At 71.3% G+C, this 17,461-nt stretch carries 15 protein-coding genes; 6 read left to right on the forward strand and 9 right to left on the reverse strand.

All coding sequences use genetic code 11. The features are described from left to right. Positions 1-129: 129 nt before the first annotated feature. Positions 130-1,944 (forward strand): AAA family ATPase, encoded by a 1,815-nt coding sequence (locus EES42_RS26535; protein ID WP_241196591.1) that lies wholly within the window; start codon positions 130-132, stop codon positions 1,942-1,944. A gap of 33 nt (positions 1,945-1,977) precedes the next feature. Here the strand turns inward: EES42_RS26535 and EES42_RS26540 are convergent, their stop codons facing one another. Continuing rightward, on the reverse strand, positions 1,978-2,871 hold the full coding sequence (locus EES42_RS26540) for a maleylpyruvate isomerase family mycothiol-dependent enzyme (RefSeq protein WP_241196592.1): 894 nt from the start codon (positions 2,869-2,871) through the stop codon (positions 1,978-1,980). Between the two features lie 315 nt (positions 2,872-3,186). Between EES42_RS26540 and sph the strand changes: the two genes are divergently transcribed. The 5 genes from sph (at position 3,187) to EES42_RS26565 (ending at position 8,343) form a co-directional block, all read left to right on the forward strand. Beyond that, positions 3,187-4,164 (forward strand): sphingomyelin phosphodiesterase, encoded by a 978-nt coding sequence (gene sph, locus EES42_RS26545; protein WP_124720759.1) that lies wholly within the window; start codon positions 3,187-3,189, stop codon positions 4,162-4,164. A gap of 160 nt (positions 4,165-4,324) precedes the next feature. After that, positions 4,325-5,035: a response regulator transcription factor gene (locus EES42_RS26550; protein ID WP_124720900.1), complete on the forward strand. Its 711-nt coding sequence runs from the start codon at positions 4,325-4,327 to the stop codon at positions 5,033-5,035. After that, positions 5,025-7,010, forward strand: coding sequence for a sensor histidine kinase (locus tag EES42_RS26555; protein WP_241196593.1), 1,986 nt, complete (start codon positions 5,025-5,027; stop codon positions 7,008-7,010). Before EES42_RS26550 ends, EES42_RS26555 begins: the two co-directional genes overlap by 11 nt. Before the next feature lie 125 nt (positions 7,011-7,135). Next, positions 7,136-7,564 (forward strand): hypothetical protein, encoded by a 429-nt coding sequence (locus EES42_RS26560; protein WP_124720760.1) that lies wholly within the window; start codon positions 7,136-7,138, stop codon positions 7,562-7,564. 134 nt (positions 7,565-7,698) lie between these two features. Then, positions 7,699-8,343 (forward strand): class F sortase, encoded by a 645-nt coding sequence (locus EES42_RS26565; RefSeq protein WP_206433576.1) that lies wholly within the window; start codon positions 7,699-7,701, stop codon positions 8,341-8,343. Between the two features lie 88 nt (positions 8,344-8,431). Here EES42_RS26565 and EES42_RS26570 read toward each other — a convergent pair whose 3' ends face one another. The 8 genes from EES42_RS26570 to EES42_RS26605 all read right to left on the reverse strand — a co-directional run bounded on the left by EES42_RS26570 (position 8,432) and on the right by EES42_RS26605 (position 17,117). Next, positions 8,432-9,271 carry an ATP-grasp domain-containing protein gene (locus EES42_RS26570; RefSeq protein WP_124720761.1) on the reverse strand — a complete coding sequence of 280 codons (840 nt, stop codon included), beginning with the start codon at positions 9,269-9,271 and terminating at the stop codon, positions 8,432-8,434. Beyond that, positions 9,268-10,227 carry an ATP-grasp domain-containing protein gene (locus EES42_RS26575; RefSeq protein ID WP_124720762.1) on the reverse strand — a complete coding sequence of 320 codons (960 nt, stop codon included), beginning with the start codon at positions 10,225-10,227 and terminating at the stop codon, positions 9,268-9,270. The genes EES42_RS26570 and EES42_RS26575 overlap by 4 nt, the downstream gene beginning before the upstream one ends. Before the next feature lie 265 nt (positions 10,228-10,492). Further along, a complete protein-coding gene (locus tag EES42_RS26580; protein WP_124720903.1) occupies positions 10,493-11,047 on the reverse strand; it encodes a hypothetical protein in 555 nt (184 codons plus the stop codon). Positions 11,048-11,115: 68 nt separating this feature from the next. Then, a complete protein-coding gene (gene rbsD / locus EES42_RS26585; RefSeq protein WP_124720763.1) occupies positions 11,116-11,505 on the reverse strand; it encodes a D-ribose pyranase in 390 nt (129 codons plus the stop codon). Continuing rightward, a complete protein-coding gene (locus EES42_RS26590) occupies positions 11,502-12,458 on the reverse strand; it encodes a ribokinase (protein WP_124720764.1) in 957 nt (318 codons plus the stop codon). The genes rbsD and EES42_RS26590 overlap by 4 nt, the downstream gene beginning before the upstream one ends. Before the next feature lie 120 nt (positions 12,459-12,578). Next, the gene (locus EES42_RS26595) at positions 12,579-14,552 is read right to left on the reverse strand and encodes an ABC transporter permease/substrate-binding protein (RefSeq protein WP_124720765.1); all 1,974 of its coding nucleotides are present in this window, start codon (positions 14,550-14,552) and stop codon (positions 12,579-12,581) included. Next, on the reverse strand, positions 14,542-16,104 hold the full coding sequence (locus EES42_RS26600; protein WP_124720766.1) for a sugar ABC transporter ATP-binding protein: 1,563 nt from the start codon (positions 16,102-16,104) through the stop codon (positions 14,542-14,544). Before EES42_RS26600 ends, EES42_RS26595 begins: the two co-directional genes overlap by 11 nt. Next, positions 16,101-17,117: a LacI family DNA-binding transcriptional regulator gene (locus EES42_RS26605; RefSeq protein ID WP_124720767.1), complete on the reverse strand. Its 1,017-nt coding sequence runs from the start codon at positions 17,115-17,117 to the stop codon at positions 16,101-16,103. The genes EES42_RS26600 and EES42_RS26605 overlap by 4 nt, the downstream gene beginning before the upstream one ends. Positions 17,118-17,461: the final 344 nt, after the last annotated feature.

The raw sequence follows: 17,461 nt of genomic DNA on the forward strand, positions 1-17,461 counted from the left end.
CGGGCGGTCGTCGAGTGTGTTCACCGCACGCCACACCGTGTTGGATATCCTGGCGGTTGTTCCAGGTCGTCACGGCGAGCCCCGTCGGCCGTCGGCGCGCGGGCCGGGGGCCCGTCGAGGGGAGTAACTGTGCAGGGAGCCGCACACCGGGGTTCGCCCAGGAAGGCCGAGCAGGCTTGGCAGCAGGCGGTGGCGCTGCTGAACCAGGGCAATGAGGCGGCCGCCGCGGAACGGTTCTCGTTCGCCGCCGAGCAGGATCCCCTGGCCGCCGACGTCTGGCTGGGGCTGCACGCGACCGGACAGCGCCAGAAGGAGGCACTGGACGGGATGGTCCGGTCCTCCGGCTCGTTCGGCGCGCTGCGTTCGAGGTTCGGGACGCCGCTGCGCTCCCGGTTCCAGCTCGGGCACTACGTCACCTTCCGGCTGGAGAACGCCCGTGACCTGTGGGTGGCGGCGATGACCTCGCTGCTGGACGCCGGGAAGCTCGACGAGGCCTGGGCCGGGCTCTCCACGGCTCAACTGGACTGCGACGAGACCCGGTTCGTCTGTACGCGGTACGCCTTCCTCAAGGAGGACTGGGCCCTCGTACTCCGGTTCGCCCCGGGGATCCGTGACGCCTTCCTGCACGACGAGGCACAGCTGTACGTGGGGGCGGCGCTGTTCGCGCAGGGGGTCTGTCACGAGGCGCTGAACGTGCTGGCGGAGTTGCCGAAGAAGCTGGAGTCGGGGAGCCGGTTCGACGCGGAGGTCAAGTACTTCATGGGCCGGTCCCTGGAGTCGCTGGGCCGGCCGGAGGAGGCGCTGAGGCGGTACCAGTACGCGTTCCGCTGTGCGCCGGGCCTCTTCGACGTGGACGTACGGGCGCAGGCGCGTTCCACGGCACCGACGGCTTCGTCCGTGGCCGGGGAGCCTTCCGCGCCCTCCCCGTCCGCTACGCCGTCCCCGGCGGCACCCCCGCGGCCCCGTACACCCGCCCCCGTACCCCCTGTCCCGGCGGCCGCTCCGGGCGCGGGGCAGGACTCCGGGCCGGCGGGGACGGACGGTGCGGACGGGCTGTCGCGCGAGGAGATGGCCCGTCTGCTCGCGGAGGCCCAGCAGGCGCTGGACGGCATGATCGGTCTGGAGCCGGTGAAGCGGCAGGTGCTCACACTGATCGCGCAGCTGCGCATGGCGGCGCTCCGGGAGGAGCAGGGTCTGCCCAGCGGCGCCCGGCCCCGGCACTTCGTCTTCGCGGGCCCTCCCGGGACCGGCAAGACGACCGTCGCCCGCATCATCGGCAAGGTCTTCGCCGGGCTGGGGCTGCTGAGTTCCGGCCATGTCATCGAGGCCCAGCGTGTCGACCTGGTCGGGCAGCACCTCGGATCCACGGCCATCAAGACCAGCAAGGTCATCGACTCCGCGCTGAACGGCGTGCTGTTCATCGACGAGGCGTACGCCCTGTCCAACAGCGGGTACAGCGGTGGCGACGCGTTCGGTGACGAGGCGCTCCAGGTGCTCCTGAAGCGGGCCGAGGACGACCGGGACCGGCTCGTGGTCGTGCTCGCCGGGTACCGCGAGGAGATGACCGGTCTGCTCGCCGCCAACCCGGGGCTGGTGTCCCGGTTCAACACCCGGGTCGACTTCCCCTCCTACTCCGCGGAGGAACTGCTGCTGATCGCCCGGTCCATCCTGGGCGATCAGGGCGACGTGCCCGACCCGGCGGCCGCCACCGCGCTCGGCGACCTCTTCGCCGCTGCCGTGGACGGCGGCATGGCCGACACCCTGGGCAATGCCCGCTTCGCCCGTGAGCTGTGCCAGAAGGCCGCCGCGCAGCGGGACCTGCGGTTGTACGCCGAGCACTCGGGCGGTTCGACACCGACCCGGGAGGAGATCACCACCGTGCTCACCCAGGACGTGATGGCGGCCCACCAGGAGCTCATGGAGTCCCACGGGAACCCGGCGTAGCGGTCGGGACACCCCGGGCTGCGGGCTCAGGGCTCAGGGTGCCTTGAACAGCCCCGGGAACCGGAGTGCGAGCCAGGGTTTGCGGCCCAGGGCGAACACCCGGCCCCGGGCCATGGCGCCGTTCGGGCCGATGCGGCCGAGCGCCATCAGGAGGAAGGTGACCGGCTCAATGAGGATGGTGCAGTCCGGGCGGGCCGGCGGCCGAAGGGTGACGGTCACGGCGCCGTCGGTGAACGTGACACCGAAACGGGCGCCGCCCCACAGACGGATCGCGTAACTGGCGGTGAGCCGGGCGGTGGTGGTGGCATCGGTGACCCTCGGCATCGCCGCGACAAGGAACGGCAGGGACAGTTCGACGCGTGCGCGGTCGATCATGTGGGGGCGCCCCAGCGCACGGGCGAGGTCGTAGCCATGGCCGAGCATGTGCGTCAGCAGGTACGAGCCCAGCACCTCCCGGCTCATCGGCCCCAGCGGCGTGACCACGGTCCCGGCCGTTTCACCGGTCCCTCCGCCGGCCTCGCCACCCGTCCGGCCGCCGGTCCCGTCACCGGTCCTGGTGCGGTCCGTCGCGCACCGTTCGAAGGCCGTGAGGTACGCATCGGTGTGCCTCACGATCAGCTCCGCCAGCGGCCCGGCGGCCCGCTCGCCGAACTCCGCGAGCGCCCGTTCGTTGGCGGCGGCCAGGCTCTGCGGCGTGCCGTCCCCGTAGCGGCGTTCCCGGCCGGCCGCGATGTCGGCCATCAGCTCGTTGGCCTGGGCCAGGTGTGCCGCGGCCTCCCCCACGGTCCACTTCGACCGGGGCACCGGAACACTCGTGTCCGCGGCTCCGCGCAACACCGTCGCGATGTCCTCCGCGGTGGCCCGCAGGGCATCGCCGAGCCCTTCGGGCAGCGTGCCCCGTGCGCCGCGTCCGGTCGCCGATTCCACGCTTCTCCCCGCTTCCGCCGAGCCTGCCCGCCCGGATGTGAACAGCCCGCCGACAGGCTGCGTCCCGGGGCACCCCACGGCGCCCGTGGTACAGAAGACCAGGTGGCGGGGGCTGCGACAAGTGCCACAACGCCACGGGTCCCGATCGGCTTCCGTCGCCGTGCGGGGCCGGTCGAGCCGGGGCGGCCGCATCGCGGCGCCCATTCGTACGGTTGCGGCAAGTCTGCCGGCATCCGATGTCTACCCACGGGTAACTCCCCCTGCTTTGATGGGCGGCACCACCTTCCACCCCCTCCCCCCACACAAGGAGATCCTGTGCCGAATCACGCGATCCGTCGTATCTCCGGCGCGACTCTGGCCGGCGCGCTCGCCGCGGCGACTCTGGCCGCCAACGCACCGCAGGCGTCGGCGGCCGGGACTCCGTCGCTGCGCGTCCTCACGTACAACACGTTCATCTTCAGCAAGACCCTGTACCCGAACTGGGGCCAGGACCACCGCGCCGCGGAGATACCGAAGACCTCGTTCTTCCAGGGCAATGACGTGGTCGTACTCCAGGAGGCGTTCGACAATTCCGCGTCCGACGCGCTGCTGCGCAACGCGTCCGCCCAGTACCCGTACCAGACACCCGTGGTGGGCCGGAGCAAGAGCGGCTGGGACGCCACGAGCGGGGCGTACTCGGCGGTGACTCCGGAGGACGGGGGTGTCACGGTGCTGAGCAAGTGGCCCATCGTCCGCAAGGAGCAGCACATCTACAAGGACGCCTGCGGCAGCGACAGCTGGTCCAACAAGGGATTCGCGTACACCGAGCTGGACGTCCGCGGTGCGAAGGTCCATGTCGTGGGTACCCACACGCAGTCGACGGACTCCGGGTGCAAGGCGGGTGAGGCCGCCGCGAAGCGCGGTCTGCAGTTCAAGCAGATCGACGCCTTCCTCGACGCCAAGAACATTCCGGCCTCCGAACAGGTCATCGTGGCAGGGGACTTCAACGTCGACTCGCACTCCTCCGAGTACGCCTCGATGCTCGCCGACGCGGACCTGACCGCCGCCCCCCGTACCGGGCACCCGTACTCCTTCGACACCCGGGACAACTCGATCGCCGCCGACCGCTACCCCGACGACCCCCGCGAGGACCTCGACCACGTGCTGCACCGCACCGGGCACGCGCAGCCGTCCGGGTGGACGAACGAGGTGGTCAAGGAGCAGAGCGCACCCTGGACCGTGTCGAGCTGGGGCACCGGTTACACGTACACGAACCTCTCCGACCACTACCCGGTGGTCGCTTCGGTCCGGTAGCGCCCCGGAGCGGGCGGGAAGCCGGCCGCGGGTGCGGAGGGTCCGCACCCGCGGCGGTCCGGCCGGCGCAAGCGGCACGATCCGGAACAGCCGGCACGATCCGGCGCCATGAATGGTCTCTTCGTGGTCATCTACGATCGTTCGCGTGTGCGCAAATGTCATGGTCGCCGAAGACGACGAGAAACAGGCCGAACTCGTACGCCGCTACCTCGAACACGAGGGCCACGCGGTCACGGTCGTCGGTGACGGGCTCGCGGCGCTCGCGGAGGTCCGGCACCGGGAGCCCGATCTGCTGGTGCTCGATGTGATGATGCCGCGGGCCGACGGTCTGGACGTGGTACGTGTGCTGCGCGCCGAGCACCGGGAGCTGCCGGTGCTGATGCTGACGGCCCGCAGCACCGAGGACGATCTGCTGCTGGGGCTGGATCTCGGCGCGGACGACTACATGACGAAGCCGTACAGCCCGCGTGAGCTGATGGCCCGGGTACGGACCCTGCTGCGGCGCAGCCGGCGGGGCGCGGAGGGCACCGCGTCCGCCGCGGACCGGGCGCTGAGGTGTGGTGCGCTGATCGTCGACCCTGACCGGCACGAGGTGTCCGTGGAGGGCCGGCCGGTGGACTGCACACCCGGTGAGTTCCGGATCCTCGCCGCCATGGCGACCGAACCGGACCGGGTCTTCACCCGGCAGCGGCTCCTGGAGGAGCTGCACGGCTTCGACCGCTACATCAGCTTCCGCACCGTCGATGTGCACATCATGAACCTGCGCAAGAAGATCGAGCCCGCGCCACGTCGGCCGTTGCGGCTGCTCACCGTCTTCGGTGTCGGCTACAAGCTGACGGACCCGGCGAGGAACACTCCGCGTGCGTCGTGACCGGCGGCGGAACCGGCCGCCGCTCCGCAAGAGCCTGTTCGGCCGTCTGCTGGCGGTGTCCGCGCTGGTGGCGGCCTGTTCGGTGGCCGCCACGGCCTGGCTGGCCGTACAGACCACCTCCGGCGCCATCAAGCAGGAGCAGGGCCAGAACCTGACCGCCGACGCCCGGATCTACAACACCCTGCTGGGTTACGCGGCCGGCCACCCCACCTGGGAGGGCGTCGACGACACCGTGCGCGACCTGGCGCGGCAGTCCGGCCGGCGGATCGCGCTCACCACCGAGCAGCGCCGTCCGCTCGCCGATTCCGCTTCCCGGCCGGCGCCGCCCGCGCTGCCGCCCCAGGCATCGGCGATCGTCGACCCGCTGTCCGTGGACACCGCCCTGTCCCGGACGGTCGACCGGTCCGGGGACGCGGCCGACCGGGTCGACCCGCGCGCGGTCGGTCCGTTCCGGTTGCCCGCCGCCGAACGCAAGGCGTTGCAGCATGCCGCCGACCGGAGCGCGGCGTGCCTGAGCCGGGTCGGGATCGCGGCGGACGTGGTCACGGGCCCGAGCGGGCGTCCGCGCATGGAGATCGTGGGCAACGATCCGGACCGTGTACAGAACACCCGGTGCACGACCGACGTGCTGGACTCCCCGACCGCGACCGAGCAGAAGGCCCTGGACGCGCTCAATCAGCTCGCCGACGCCTGCCTGAAACGTCAGGACCGTCCGGGCGTACAGCTCAATCTGGACCTGTCCTGGGGAGACGGCTCCGTGCCGAAGCCCGCCGTCAAGACCCGCGCCGCGACTCCCACGCCCGCGCCGCCGCCGAACCTGCGCACCGACAAGGACGACCGTGCCACCGCCTCGTGCGTGGACACGGCCCGCCGGGAACAGCTCAGCTCCTATGTCGCCTCGCCCGCCCTGCTGTTCATCGGCGACGAGGACGGCACGACCGTGCCCGGTTTCGACCTCTCCCCCGCGAACACCGCGAAGATCGCGGGCGCGGCGGCCCTCGTCCTCGCGCTCACCGTCGGGGCCACGATGCTCGCCGGATCCCGGCTGGCACGACCACTGCACGCGCTCACGGGCGCGGCGCAGCGGATGCGGGACGGCGAGGACTCCGAGCCCGTGCTGGTCACCGACGACAACGAGATCGGCCGGCTCGCCGCGGCCTTCAACGACATGGCCGACCACCGCGCGCGTCTGGAGGCGCAGCGCAAGGACATGGTCAGCGACGTCGCCCATGAGCTGCGCACGCCGCTGAGCAATATCCGGGGCTGGCTGGAGGCGGCGCAGGACGGCCTGGCGGAGCCCGACCCGGCGTTCATCGCCTCGCTGCACACGGAGGCCGTGCAGTTGCAGCACATCATCGACGACCTCCAGGACCTCGCCGCGGCGGACGCCGGCGCCCTGCGTCTGCACCCCGAGCAGCTACACGTCGAGGACGTGCTCGCACAGGTCGCCGCGGCGCACCAGGCCGGGGCCGAGACCTCCGGGGTGGCACTCTCGGCGCTGCCCGCGGCGGACGGCACGCCCTCCCCCGTGTTGTGGGCCGACCCGGTCCGGCTGCGCCAGGCCATCGGCAACCTGGTCTCCAACGCCGTACGGCACACCCCGCCGGGCGGACGTGTGACGGTGCGCGCGTACGACGCGGGGGCGTCGGCGGACGAGGCGCAGGCCGGCCGGGAGGTCGTGATCGAGGTCGCGGACACGGGCAGCGGCATCTCGGCCGAGCACCTGCCGCATGTCTTCGACCGCTTCTGGCGCGCCGAGAAGTCGCGCAACCGCCGCACCGGTGGCAGTGGGCTGGGGCTGGCGATCGTACGGAAACTCGTGGAGGCGCACGGGGGTTCGGTGAGCGCGGCGAGCGTCGAGGGGCAGGGTTCGGTGTTCACGCTCCGCCTGCCCGCGGATGCGGCGGATGCACCGGGTCCGGCGACTGCCATGGATCCGGCCGACGACTCCCCGACCGCCGCTGACCGGGCCTGATGCGATGACCACAACGTTCTGACAGCTTCTTCATAACTTCAGGCCAGCCTGTCGGCATGCCTCGTGCCCCGGTGCGAACCGGCACCCGGGCACCGACGAGGCCGACCTGGAATGGAGCGATGTCCATGCCCCACCGTCTGTCCCTGCGCACTGCCGTCCTCGCCGCTGTCGCGGCCGGCGCGGTGCTCGTACCGTCCGCCGCCGCCTTCGCCGACGCCACGCCCTCGCCTTCGGCGCCGTCCGTGAAGAGGTCCGCGGCAGCCCGCGCGGAGGGCGGCGCCACCGCCGAGCCCAAGAGGAGCGCACAGCCGTCGGTGGCGCCCCGTGGCGGTGTCGCCGCGGGCGACAGCCCGGCACCGGCCAAGGCCGAGCCCACTGTCAAGCGTCCGGGGGCCGCCGCACCGCGCGGTGGCGTGGCCGCCGGTGAGCGACCGGCCGGGACGTCCGGTGATGGGACCACCGCTCTTGCCGGATCGGCCGCGGCGGCCCTGCTGGTCGCCGGTGCGGGAACGATCGTGCTGCGCCGACGTTCCGCCGCGCAGCGCAACGGCTGACCGGCCCGCAGCGACCGCACCGAGTCGACTGACTCCGCGGGCCGGTTGACGCCCGTCAGCAGTTGACGCCCCCTCGTGGCGCCGCCCCACCCGGGCGGCGCCACTGCCGATTCCCGCCCAGACCTGGAGCCCTCATGTTCCGCACCTCGCCCTCGCTCCGACGCGGCGCGCTGCCGCTGCTCGCCTGTCTCTTCCTCGCCGGCTGCTCCTCCGACGCCACGGACGGCCCGGCCGCCACCGCGCCCGGCAGCAGCACCGCCACGGTCGACACTCCGGCACAGGCCGGTTCGGCGCGGACCGGTTCGACGGGGGCCGGGAAGTCCGGCGACGCCCCGGCAGCCGCCCCCGTCCGCATCAGCATCCCTTCGCTCGGCATCGACAGCGAGCTGATGCGCCTCGGCCTCAACCAGGACGGCACCGTCGAGGTCCCTCCCGCCGAGAAGGGCATGACCGCCGGCTGGTACACCGGCGGCGCCACTCCCGGCGAGCGCGGCGCGGCAGTCGTCATCGGACACAACGACACCCGCTTCGGGAAGGCCGTCTTCCACGATCTGGAGAAGATCACAAAGGGAGCGGACATCGCCGTCCGCAACGATCGCGGCGCGGAACTCCACTTCCGGGTCACCGCCACCGAGACGGTCAGCAAGAAGGCGTTCCCGACCGAGAAGGTCTACGGGTCCACCGGCGCCCGCACCCTGCGTCTCATCACCTGTGACGGCGCCTTCGACGCCCAGGGCCACCCGGTGGACAACCTCATCGTGTACGCGAACCGGAGCTGAGGAATCCCCACGTTCGATGCGTGTCTTCCGAAGGCGCCCGGATGATGGTCGGGAAACCCGGCGATTTCCTGGTGGCGGCCGGCGTGTCTCAGCCCTCCTGGGCGTGCGGGCCGGGCCGGGCTCGTCGCAGGGCCAGGGCCGCCAGCGCCTCGGGGGCGCCCTTCGGGCCCCGGATGCCCGGGAAGGCGTTGATGTCGACGACGACGGGCGCCCCCTCGCGGTCCAGCAGGTCGACACCGTAGACGTCCAGGCCGAAGACCTCTCCCGTACGCAGGGCGAGCCGGGTCCAGTCCTGCGGCAGATCGCGGACGAGCGGCGCGGGCCGCGCGCCGCCCGGCGGGGCTCCCACGGGTGCGGGGCGCACCCCCGTGAAGACCTCACCCCCGATCACCCACAGCTTGTGGTCCCAGCCGCTGTTCGCGACGAACTCCTGCAGGACGACGGGCTCGTCGGACCACTTCGACGCCAGGCCGCTGAGCCCGTCCAGGCCGTCCACGCGGGCGACCAGGTCCGCGCGTCGGCTGTGACGGCTCTTGACCATGAGCGGATAGCCGTTCTCCGCCGGCTCCGCTCCGCGGAGGGCTTCGGACAGCGCGTCCAGGGTCCGTGTCCGGGGCATCGGCAGGCCGGCGTCGGCCGCCACCGCGGCGATCCGGCTCCTGTCCTGGCACAGCTCCGTCGCGGCGGCGGAGTTCACCACCCGGGCGCCGAGCGCTTCGAGAGAGTGTGCCAGCGCCAGTGCCCGGGGCGTATGTGCCTTCAGGAGGTAGACATCGGCGAGTCCGCCCGCGGTCACCGGTTGCGACGGGGACGCGGCTGCGGAGTCCGGGTCCGAAAATGTCACCTGGTGCTCCGCCGCGACCAGTTCGGCGGAAACCGCGGCGAGCAGCGGATGATCCGGCTTGTCGGTCAGCAGACACACCTTCATATCCGCGCCCCTTCGGGCACAGCCGCCACCATGTCCGCTTCGGTGCCGGGACCGAGTCCGACCACGGGATGCGGATGGGATCGCACGTGGGGGCCCTGCGCCGGTACGGGAACGCGCGGGGTGGCAGCGAGCATGCCCGCCCGGTCGGCGCCGCCGGTCCTGGCCAGCTCAAGGACGGCTCCGGCCAACCGGGAGGCCGCGTCCGGGACCTGACGGAAGCTCGGGAAGTCGTTGATGTCGACGATCACGGGGCCGTCCGGGCCGAGCACCACATCGATGCCGTACAGATCGAGTCCGAAGACCGCCCCCACCTTCGCCGCCGCCGCTGCCACCTCGGCGGGCAGGGGTACGGCCCTCTCGTCGACCGGCGCGTCCGGGTGCAGCGGGGAGCGGCGCACGGTCGCGTGGAACTCGCCCGCGAGACAGTAGACCTTCAGGTCGGAGCCCGCATTGGCCACGTAGGGCTGTGCGATGAGCTGGCCCTCGTCCGACTGCTCCGCCTCGGCCAGACCCCCGGGGCCCGACACGAGCCGTACCCCGCGCCCCGAGCTGCCGTCGGCGGGCTTGACCACCAGAGGGAAGAGCTCCGCGGGCACATCCGCGAACAGCGCGGCCCTCGGTGCCGAATAGGTGACCGGAACCGGCAGCCCGTGCTGTCGCGCGATCACCGAGGTGAGGACCTTGTCACGGACCGCGCGGATGGACCGTGCGTCGTTCACCGTGGTCAGTCCCACCGCCGCCGCGGCCTCCAGCAGGGTGAGCCCGGGGCCGCCGGACACGGTCTTGAGTACCCAGGCGTCATGGGTTCCCGCCCGCACCTCCTCCGAGATCCGCAGGAGTGAGCCGCCGGGGCGCACCACGTCCACCTGGTGTCCCCACGCCTTCAGTTGCCGGACGACGTCGAGCGGCATGCCGTCATGCCGGTACAGCTCTTCGACGAGGAAGCAGAGCTTCATCCCAGAACCCCTCGGTGCCCCACGGATGATGGGGGCACAACGATGCCTCGCGGTGCTCCTTCGAACACCACCAAAAGGGCAACGCTACGTCACGCCCGCCCCAAAGCGACTCCGGCCGTGGGTTACTGATGGTCCGTTCATCAACCGCCGCCCGTCCACGACGACCGCGGCGCGGTAAATCCGCATCACCACCACCGGACAGCGAGCAGGAGGGCGTCCTCGACCGGGGAGGGCTCGTCCTCCTTCTCCGCGTGCCCGGACCGGCTCAGTGCCTGGGACGCCCGTCCAGGCCGCCCGCCCACGCCGTCAGCGTGGCGAAGTCGTCACCGGAAAGGCCGTGCCGGGGGTCGATGCGGTGCAACAGTGCGGGACCGTCGTGGTGTTCGTGCACCCAGGTGCGGTCCTGCTCCGTGATCTCGTCGTCGACCCAGGCGAACGGCCGGCCCTGCGCCCACTCGACGATTTCCGGTGTCTTCCAGAACACACCGCCGCCCGGCACGGCTCGCGACGGGGACCAGGCGATGAAGGGCAGTTCGGGCAGTCCCAGGACCGGTGCGATGAATTCGTTGGCTTCTTCCTCCCACGTCGTCGCCCACACCAGGTCGAGGGGAAGTGCTTCCAATGCCGGACCGTGACTCGGATCGAGCCACACCCGGAGCGGTTTCACCGCCTTGTCCGGCAGCCCTGTCCCGATGAGCCGCCGCCGCTCGGCGGCCTCCCAGCGAGGCGTCAGGAACCGGTGCGTCTCATAGCCTTCGGGCCGCCGGCACGGCTTGGCGGCATACGGATTCAGCGGCCCGTCCACATCCACCAACAGCACCGGTCTCACCGACCCACCCGCCCCTTCTTCTCGGCACCGCACGATACCGCCCGGCCCATGAGGAGGGGTCAGAAGAAGACCCCGCACCTCAGGAGCACATTCGCGTACGGTCGCGCCTCTCCCGTCCGTACCACCAGCCGGGCTCCCGCCGAGAGCTGCTTGAGCTCGTCGTGGGGTACGTGGGCGAGTCCGGGCAGGCGGTCGGTCAGGAGGCGGGCGGTCTCCGGGTTGGCCTCCATGACCTCGTGTGCCGCTGTCGCGCCCTCCACGACGAGTTCGTCCAGCAGACCGTCGAGAACCTCGGCGAACGAGGGGACGCCGGCGCGGAAGGCCAGGTCGACGACGCGGGGGCCGGCCGGGATGGGCATGCCCACGTCGCAGATCAGCACTCCGTCGCCGTGTCCCAGCTCGGCCAGGGCTCCGGCGAGGTAGCGGTTGAGAATTCCTGCCCTCTTCACGGGGCGGCGACTTCCGCCGCGGCCGGGACCTCGTCCGCCGTGGGGAAGGACTCCTGCGCGCCCCGCCGGGTGACGGCCGCCGCCCCCACCCGCACGGCGAACGCGGCTGCCTCCGTGAGGTCCTCGCCCAGGCCGAGCCGCCAGGCCAGGGCCGCCGTGAAGGCGTCGCCCGCCCCGGTCGTGTCCACGGCTTCTACCTTGGGGCTCGGAACGGGTACGACATCGCCGCTACGGCCGTCCGCGACGAGCGCTCCCACCGCCCCCAGTGTGACCACGACCGACCGCGGGCCGAGAGCGAGCAGTGCCCGCGCCCACTCCTGGGGCGTGCTGCCCGCGGACTCGCCCAGCATGTAACGCGCTTCGTGCTCGTTGACCACCAAGGGGTCGCAGGCACCCAGCACATGGCCGGGCAGGGGCGCGGGCGGAGAAGGGTTCAGCACCAGCCTGCTGCCGGGCGACATCGCACCGGCCACCTCGGCGACCGTCTCCAGCGGGATCTCCAGCTGTACGGAGACGACTCGGGCGGCACCGAAGAGCGCGCCGGCCGCCCGGATGTCCTTGGGGGTGAGGCGGGCGTTGGCCCCCGGCGACACCACGATGCTGTTGTCGCCCGAGGGGTCCACGGTGATCAGCGCCACGCCGGTGGGGGCCCCGCCCACGAGGACACCGGCGGTCTCGACGCCCGCCGCCCGTTGTGATTCCAGCAGCAGGCGGCCGTGCGCGTCGTCGCCCACCCGGGCCAGCAGAGCCGTGCGGGCACCGAGGCGGGCGGCGGCGACCGCCTGGTTCCCGCCCTTGCCGCCCGGGTGGACGGCCAGGTCGGAGCCGAGCACGGTCTCACCGGCCGCGGGCCGGCGTTCGACGCCGACGACCAGGTCGGCGTTGGCGGAGCCCACGACCAGCAGGTCGTACCGGTCCTGACCGTGATCGCGATCGCTGTCGCTGTCGTTCATCGTTCCTGCTTTCCGTGGCCGGCCACTGCTCGGGGCCCGCTCGGGCCCCACTCATTCGCGGTCATTCGAGATCCTTCGCGATCCTTCGCCCCCCTTCGCGATCCCTCGCGATCCTCGCGGTCAGGAGAAATCTGCGACGTTCTTCTTGGTGACGACCTTGACCGGCACCTTCACCATGCCGGCGACCTTCTTCCCCTCTGCCGCCTTCACCGCGTTCTGCACGGCGATCCGGCCGAGTTCGTTCGGCTGCTGGGCCACGGACGCGTACAGCGTGCCTGCGCCGACCGCCTTCAGGCCGTCGGGAGTTCCGTCGAATCCGACGACGGACACCGACTTGCCCGCCTTGCTGCCGAGCGCCCTGACCGCGCCGAGCGCCATCTCGTCGTTCTCGGCGAAGACACCGGTGATCCCGGGGTGGGACTGGAGCAGGTTGGTCATGACGTCCAGGCCCTTCGTGCGGTCGAAGTCCGCCGGCTGCCTGGCGACGACCTTGATGCCCGGATACGCCTTGAGCCCCTCGGCGAAGCCGGCTCCGCGCTCGCGGCTGGCCGAGGTGCCGGCCGTCCCCTGCAGCACGACGATGCTGCCCTTGCCTCCGAGCCGGTCGGCCAGTGCCTTGGCGGCGAGCCTGCCACCTGCCACGTTGTCGGATGCCACGAGTGTGGCGGTCCGTGCCTTGTTGACCCCTCGGTCGGCGGCGATCACCGGGATGTCCGCCTTGTTGGCGCCCCGGACGGCGGGGCCCGCCGCATCCGAGTCCACCGGATTGACGATGATCGACTTCACGCCGGAACTCGTGAAGTTCTGGAGCTGGTTGGCCTGCTGCGAGGCATCGTTCTGCGCATCGGTGACAGTGAGGTCGACCCCGGCCGCCCTGGCCTCGGCCTGCGCGCCCGCCTTCATCTGCACGAAGAAGGGATTGTTGAGTGTGGAGAGCGACATGCCCACCTTGGTGTTGCCGCCGGAGGAGCCTGAGTTGAGGTAGGACACCCCGCCCACGACGACGGCCACGCACACTGCGGCGATGCCGAACTTCAGCGCTCCCGCTCCCTTGCGGCCCGATCCCGGCGACCCCGGCGCGGCGGACGAACCGCCCGGGGCGGCGGCGCCGGATCCGGCCTTGCGACGGACCGTGTCCAGCAGCACCGCGAGGGCGATGACGACACCGATGACGACCTGCTGCCAGAAGGCGGACACGGAGAGGAGGTTCAGCCCGTTGCGCAGCACGGCGAGGATGAGCGCGCCGATCAGTGTGCCGGACGCCTTGCCGACACCGCCGGCGAGGCTGGCGCCGCCGATGACGACCGCGGCGATCGCGTCGAGTTCGTACCCCTGCGCGGCCTGCGGCTGCGCGGAGGTCAGCCGGGAGGCGAGGACGATACCCGCGACCGCGGCGAAGAGCCCGGAGAGGGCGTAGATGGCCAGCTTCTGCCGCTTGACGCGCAGTCCGGAGAGCCGGGCCGCCTCCTCGTTGCCGCCGATCGCGTACATCGAACGGCCGATGTAGGTACGGGCGAGGATCAGCGCCGCGATCAGTCCCATCACGACCATCACGAGGACGGGGACGGGCAGCCAGCCACCGAGCGTGTCGCCGAGCACGGAGACCGGGTCGGGGAAGTCGATCGGCTTGCCCTGGGAGATGACCAGGGACAGACCCCGCGCGATGGACAGCATCGCGAGCGTCGCGATGAACGGTGGCAGTTTGCCGTACGAGACGAGGGCCCCGTTGACGAAGCCGCAGGCGATGCCGGTGGCGACGGCGAGGACGAGCGCCAGCCAGACCGGCAGCCCCTGTGAGGTGGCCGACCAGGCGAGGACCGTCGCGGAGAGCGCGGCCACCGAGCCGACGGACAGGTCGATGCCCGCCGACACGATGACGAAGGTGACGCCGAACGCGAGGATCGCGGTGACGGCGGCCTGTACACCGACGTTCAGCAGGTTCTGGGTGGTCAGGAAGTCGCCGGAGAGCAGCGACATCGCCACCAGGAGTACGACCAGGGCGCTCAGGGCGCCGTTGTCGAGCAGGAGCCGGCGGACCGTGCGCCCTGCGGCGCCACTGGCGCCCGTATCGCTCTTGAGCGTGTCAGTGGCCACGGGGGCTCTCCTCTTCGTTCACGGTCGGATCCGCCGCCGTAGTTGTTGTGGGCGCTGTCGTGGGGGCCGCGCCGACGGCGAGGGCCATCACGGCGTCCTGGGTCGCTTCGTGGGCGGGGAGTTCTCCCGCGATCCGGCCCTGGGACATGACCAGCACCCGGTCGCTCATGCCGAGGACTTCGGGCAGGTCGCTGGAGATCATCAGAACCGCATGGCCCGATGCGGTCAGCTCGTTGATGAGCTGGTAGATCTCGACCTTGGCGCCGACATCGATCCCACGGGTGGGTTCGTCGAGGATCAGCACTCTGGTGTCGGCGAGCAGCCACTTCCCGATGACGACCTTCTGCTGGTTGCCGCCGGAGAGCGTACGGACGTGCTGGCCGAGACCTGCCATCCGTACGCCGAGCTGTTCTGCGATCCGGGCCGCGGCCACGCGCTGTCCCTTGAGGTCCACGAGTCCGGACCGGCTCGCCGAGCGCAGGGTGACCAGGCCCAGGTTCTCCTGCACCGAGGCGTCGAGCACCAGGCCCTGCCCCTTGCGGTCCTCGGGCACGAGGCCGATTCCGGCGCCCATCGCGGCGGTGACGTCGTGCTTGGCCAGCCGCTCGCCGCGTACGTCGACCGTGCCCCCGTCGTAGGGGTCGGCGCCGAAGACCGCGCGGGCGACCTCGGTGCGGCCCGCGCCGACGAGGCCGGCGAGACCGACCACCTCTCCGGCCCGTACCTCGAAGCTGATGTCGTGGAAGACGCCGTTGCGCGTCAGACCGCGCACCGAGAGCAACGGGTCGCCGGTTTCCGGGCGTTCACGGGGGTACTGCTGGTCGATGCTGCGTCCCACCATCAGCTGTACGAGTTCCGCCTCGGGCGTCGAGGCGGGGACCTGGTCGATGGACCGGCCGTCGCGCAGCACCGTGACCCGGTCGCCGAGTGCCGCGATCTCTTCGAGGTGGTGGGTGATGAAGACGACCCCCACCCCGTCCTCGCGCAGCTGCCGCACGATCCGGAAGAGCTTGTCGACCTCTTCCGAGGTGAGGACGGCGGTCGGCTCGTCCATGATCAGCACGCGGGCGTCCAGACTGAGCGCCTTGGCGATCTCCACCATCTGGAGCCGGGCGATGCCCAGTTCACGGACCTTGGCCTTCGGCGAGACGTGCAGGCCGACCCGGTGCAGGAGCACCTCGGCGTCCGACTCCATGCGGCGCCGGTCGATCATTCCGAAGCGGCGCGGCTGCCGGCCGAGGAAGATGTTCTCGGCCACCGTCAGATCGGGCACCAGGTTGAACTCCTGGTAGATCGTGGCGATGCCGAGCCGTTCGGCGTCCTGCGCGCTGTGGATGCGGACCTCGCGGCCCTTGGCGAAGATCCGTCCGCTGTCCGGGCGGTAGGCACCGGAGAGCATCTTGATGAGTGTGCTCTTACCCGCTCCGTTCTCACCGAGCAGGACATGCACCTCGCCGCTGCGCAGGTCGAAGTCCACACTGTCCAGCGCGACCACACCGGGGAAGGTCTTGCGTACGCCTTCGATGCGCAGCAACTCGTCCGGCTTGCTCACAAGTTGCTCCTCTGGTCCGAAGCGGGCTCGCCGCAGGAACGGCGTACGACGAGACGGGCGGGAAGGGTGACGGACTGCGGGGACCGGCCCTCGACCATGTCGACCAGCGCACGGACGGCGGCGCGGCCGAGTTCACCGGTCGGCTGGGCGATCGCCGTGATCGGCGGATCGGTGTGGACGAACCACGGGATGTCGTCGAAGGCGGCGAGCCCCGTGTCCTGCGGGACGCGCAGACCGGCCGCCCGGATGGCGTCCAGCGCGCCGAGTGCCATCAGGTTGTCGGCGGCGAAGACGACCTCGGGCGGCTCGGGAAGCGCCAGGAAGCGTTCGGTGACGCGCCGGCCGCTGTCCGCCTGGAAGTCGCCCTGGCCGATGTAGACCTCGGGCAGATCGAGTTCGTACGCGTGCAGCGCCTCGCGGAAGGCCTCGACTCGTTCGTTGCCCGTGGTGGTGGCCGCTGGGCCGGCGATGATGGCGAGTCTGCGGTGGCCGAGTGCGTGCAGATGGGCGACCAGGTCCCGGATCGCGTGGCGGCCGTCGGCGCGTACGACGGGGACGTCGACGCCGGGCATCCAGCGGTCCACGAAGACCATCGGCGTACCGCCGCGCGACACCTCGGCCATGAGCGGGGAGTCGCCGTCGGCGGGCGAGACGAGGAGCCCGTCGATCCTGCGGTCGAGGAGTGTGCGGACGTGATGGTCCTGAAGCTCCGGCCGCTCGTCCGCGTTGCCGATGATGACGCTGTAGCCGAGGGCGCGGGCCTCCTCCTCGACGAAGCGGGCCAGTTCGGTGAAGTACGGGTTGAGCACATCACTGATGACCAGGCCGAGGGTGCGCGTCTGATCGGTGCGCAGCGAGCGGGCGACGGCGTTGGGCCGGTAGCCGAGGGCGTCGACGGCGGCGAGGACCCGGGTCCGTGCGTCCGGGCTGACGGAGGGATGACTGTTGAGAACACGGGAGACCGTGGCGACAGAGACCCCTGCCTGAGCCGCGACGTCCTTGATGCTCGTCATGTCCGGACCACCTCCTTGTGGTTTCCGTGAGCCTCGAAACCAGCGGGCCGGAGCCGTGGAATCGATTACACGGAAGATTGGAAACGATTACACGACCGGAAACAAGCCCCCACCCGCAGTCCGAGACCGGATCGTGACGAGCGACGAGCAGCGAGCGATAGCGGCGAGCAGCCGGCGATGCCCGGCAAGTGGCGAACGGCGCGGAAGCCGGAGAGGACGAGGCGCCGCGTACGGGAGCGGGGGCACGGCATCACATGTGAAATCCCGCATCGCCGCGCGGGCCAGAGAACGCAAAATGCCGACCGGGAAGATTCCCGACCGGCACTTGACTGGTTTCCTGCTGG

Origin of the sequence: Streptomyces sp. ADI95-17, assembly GCF_003846175.1 — a bacterium.
Taxonomy (GTDB): Bacteria; Actinomycetota; Actinomycetes; order Streptomycetales; family Streptomycetaceae; genus Streptomyces; species Streptomyces sanglieri.

Excerpts from the sequence above, each read along its gene's own strand:
- EES42_RS26560 (WP_124720760.1), top strand. The coding sequence starts at position 7,136 with ATGCCCCACCGTCTGTCCCTGCGCACTGCCGTCCTCGCCGCTGTCGCG.
- EES42_RS26565 (WP_206433576.1), top strand. The coding sequence starts at position 7,699 with ATGTTCCGCACCTCGCCCTCGCTCCGACGCGGCGCGCTGCCGCTGCTC.
- EES42_RS26550 (WP_124720900.1), top strand. The coding sequence starts at position 4,325 with ATGGTCGCCGAAGACGACGAGAAACAGGCCGAACTCGTACGCCGCTAC.
- EES42_RS26590 (WP_124720764.1), bottom strand. The coding sequence starts at position 12,458 with ATGAACGACAGCGACAGCGATCGCGATCACGGTCAGGACCGGTACGAC.
- EES42_RS26575 (WP_124720762.1), bottom strand. The coding sequence starts at position 10,227 with ATGAAGCTCTGCTTCCTCGTCGAAGAGCTGTACCGGCATGACGGCATG.
- EES42_RS26605 (WP_124720767.1), bottom strand. The coding sequence starts at position 17,117 with ATGACGAGCATCAAGGACGTCGCGGCTCAGGCAGGGGTCTCTGTCGCC.
- EES42_RS26570 (WP_124720761.1), bottom strand. The coding sequence starts at position 9,271 with ATGAAGGTGTGTCTGCTGACCGACAAGCCGGATCATCCGCTGCTCGCC.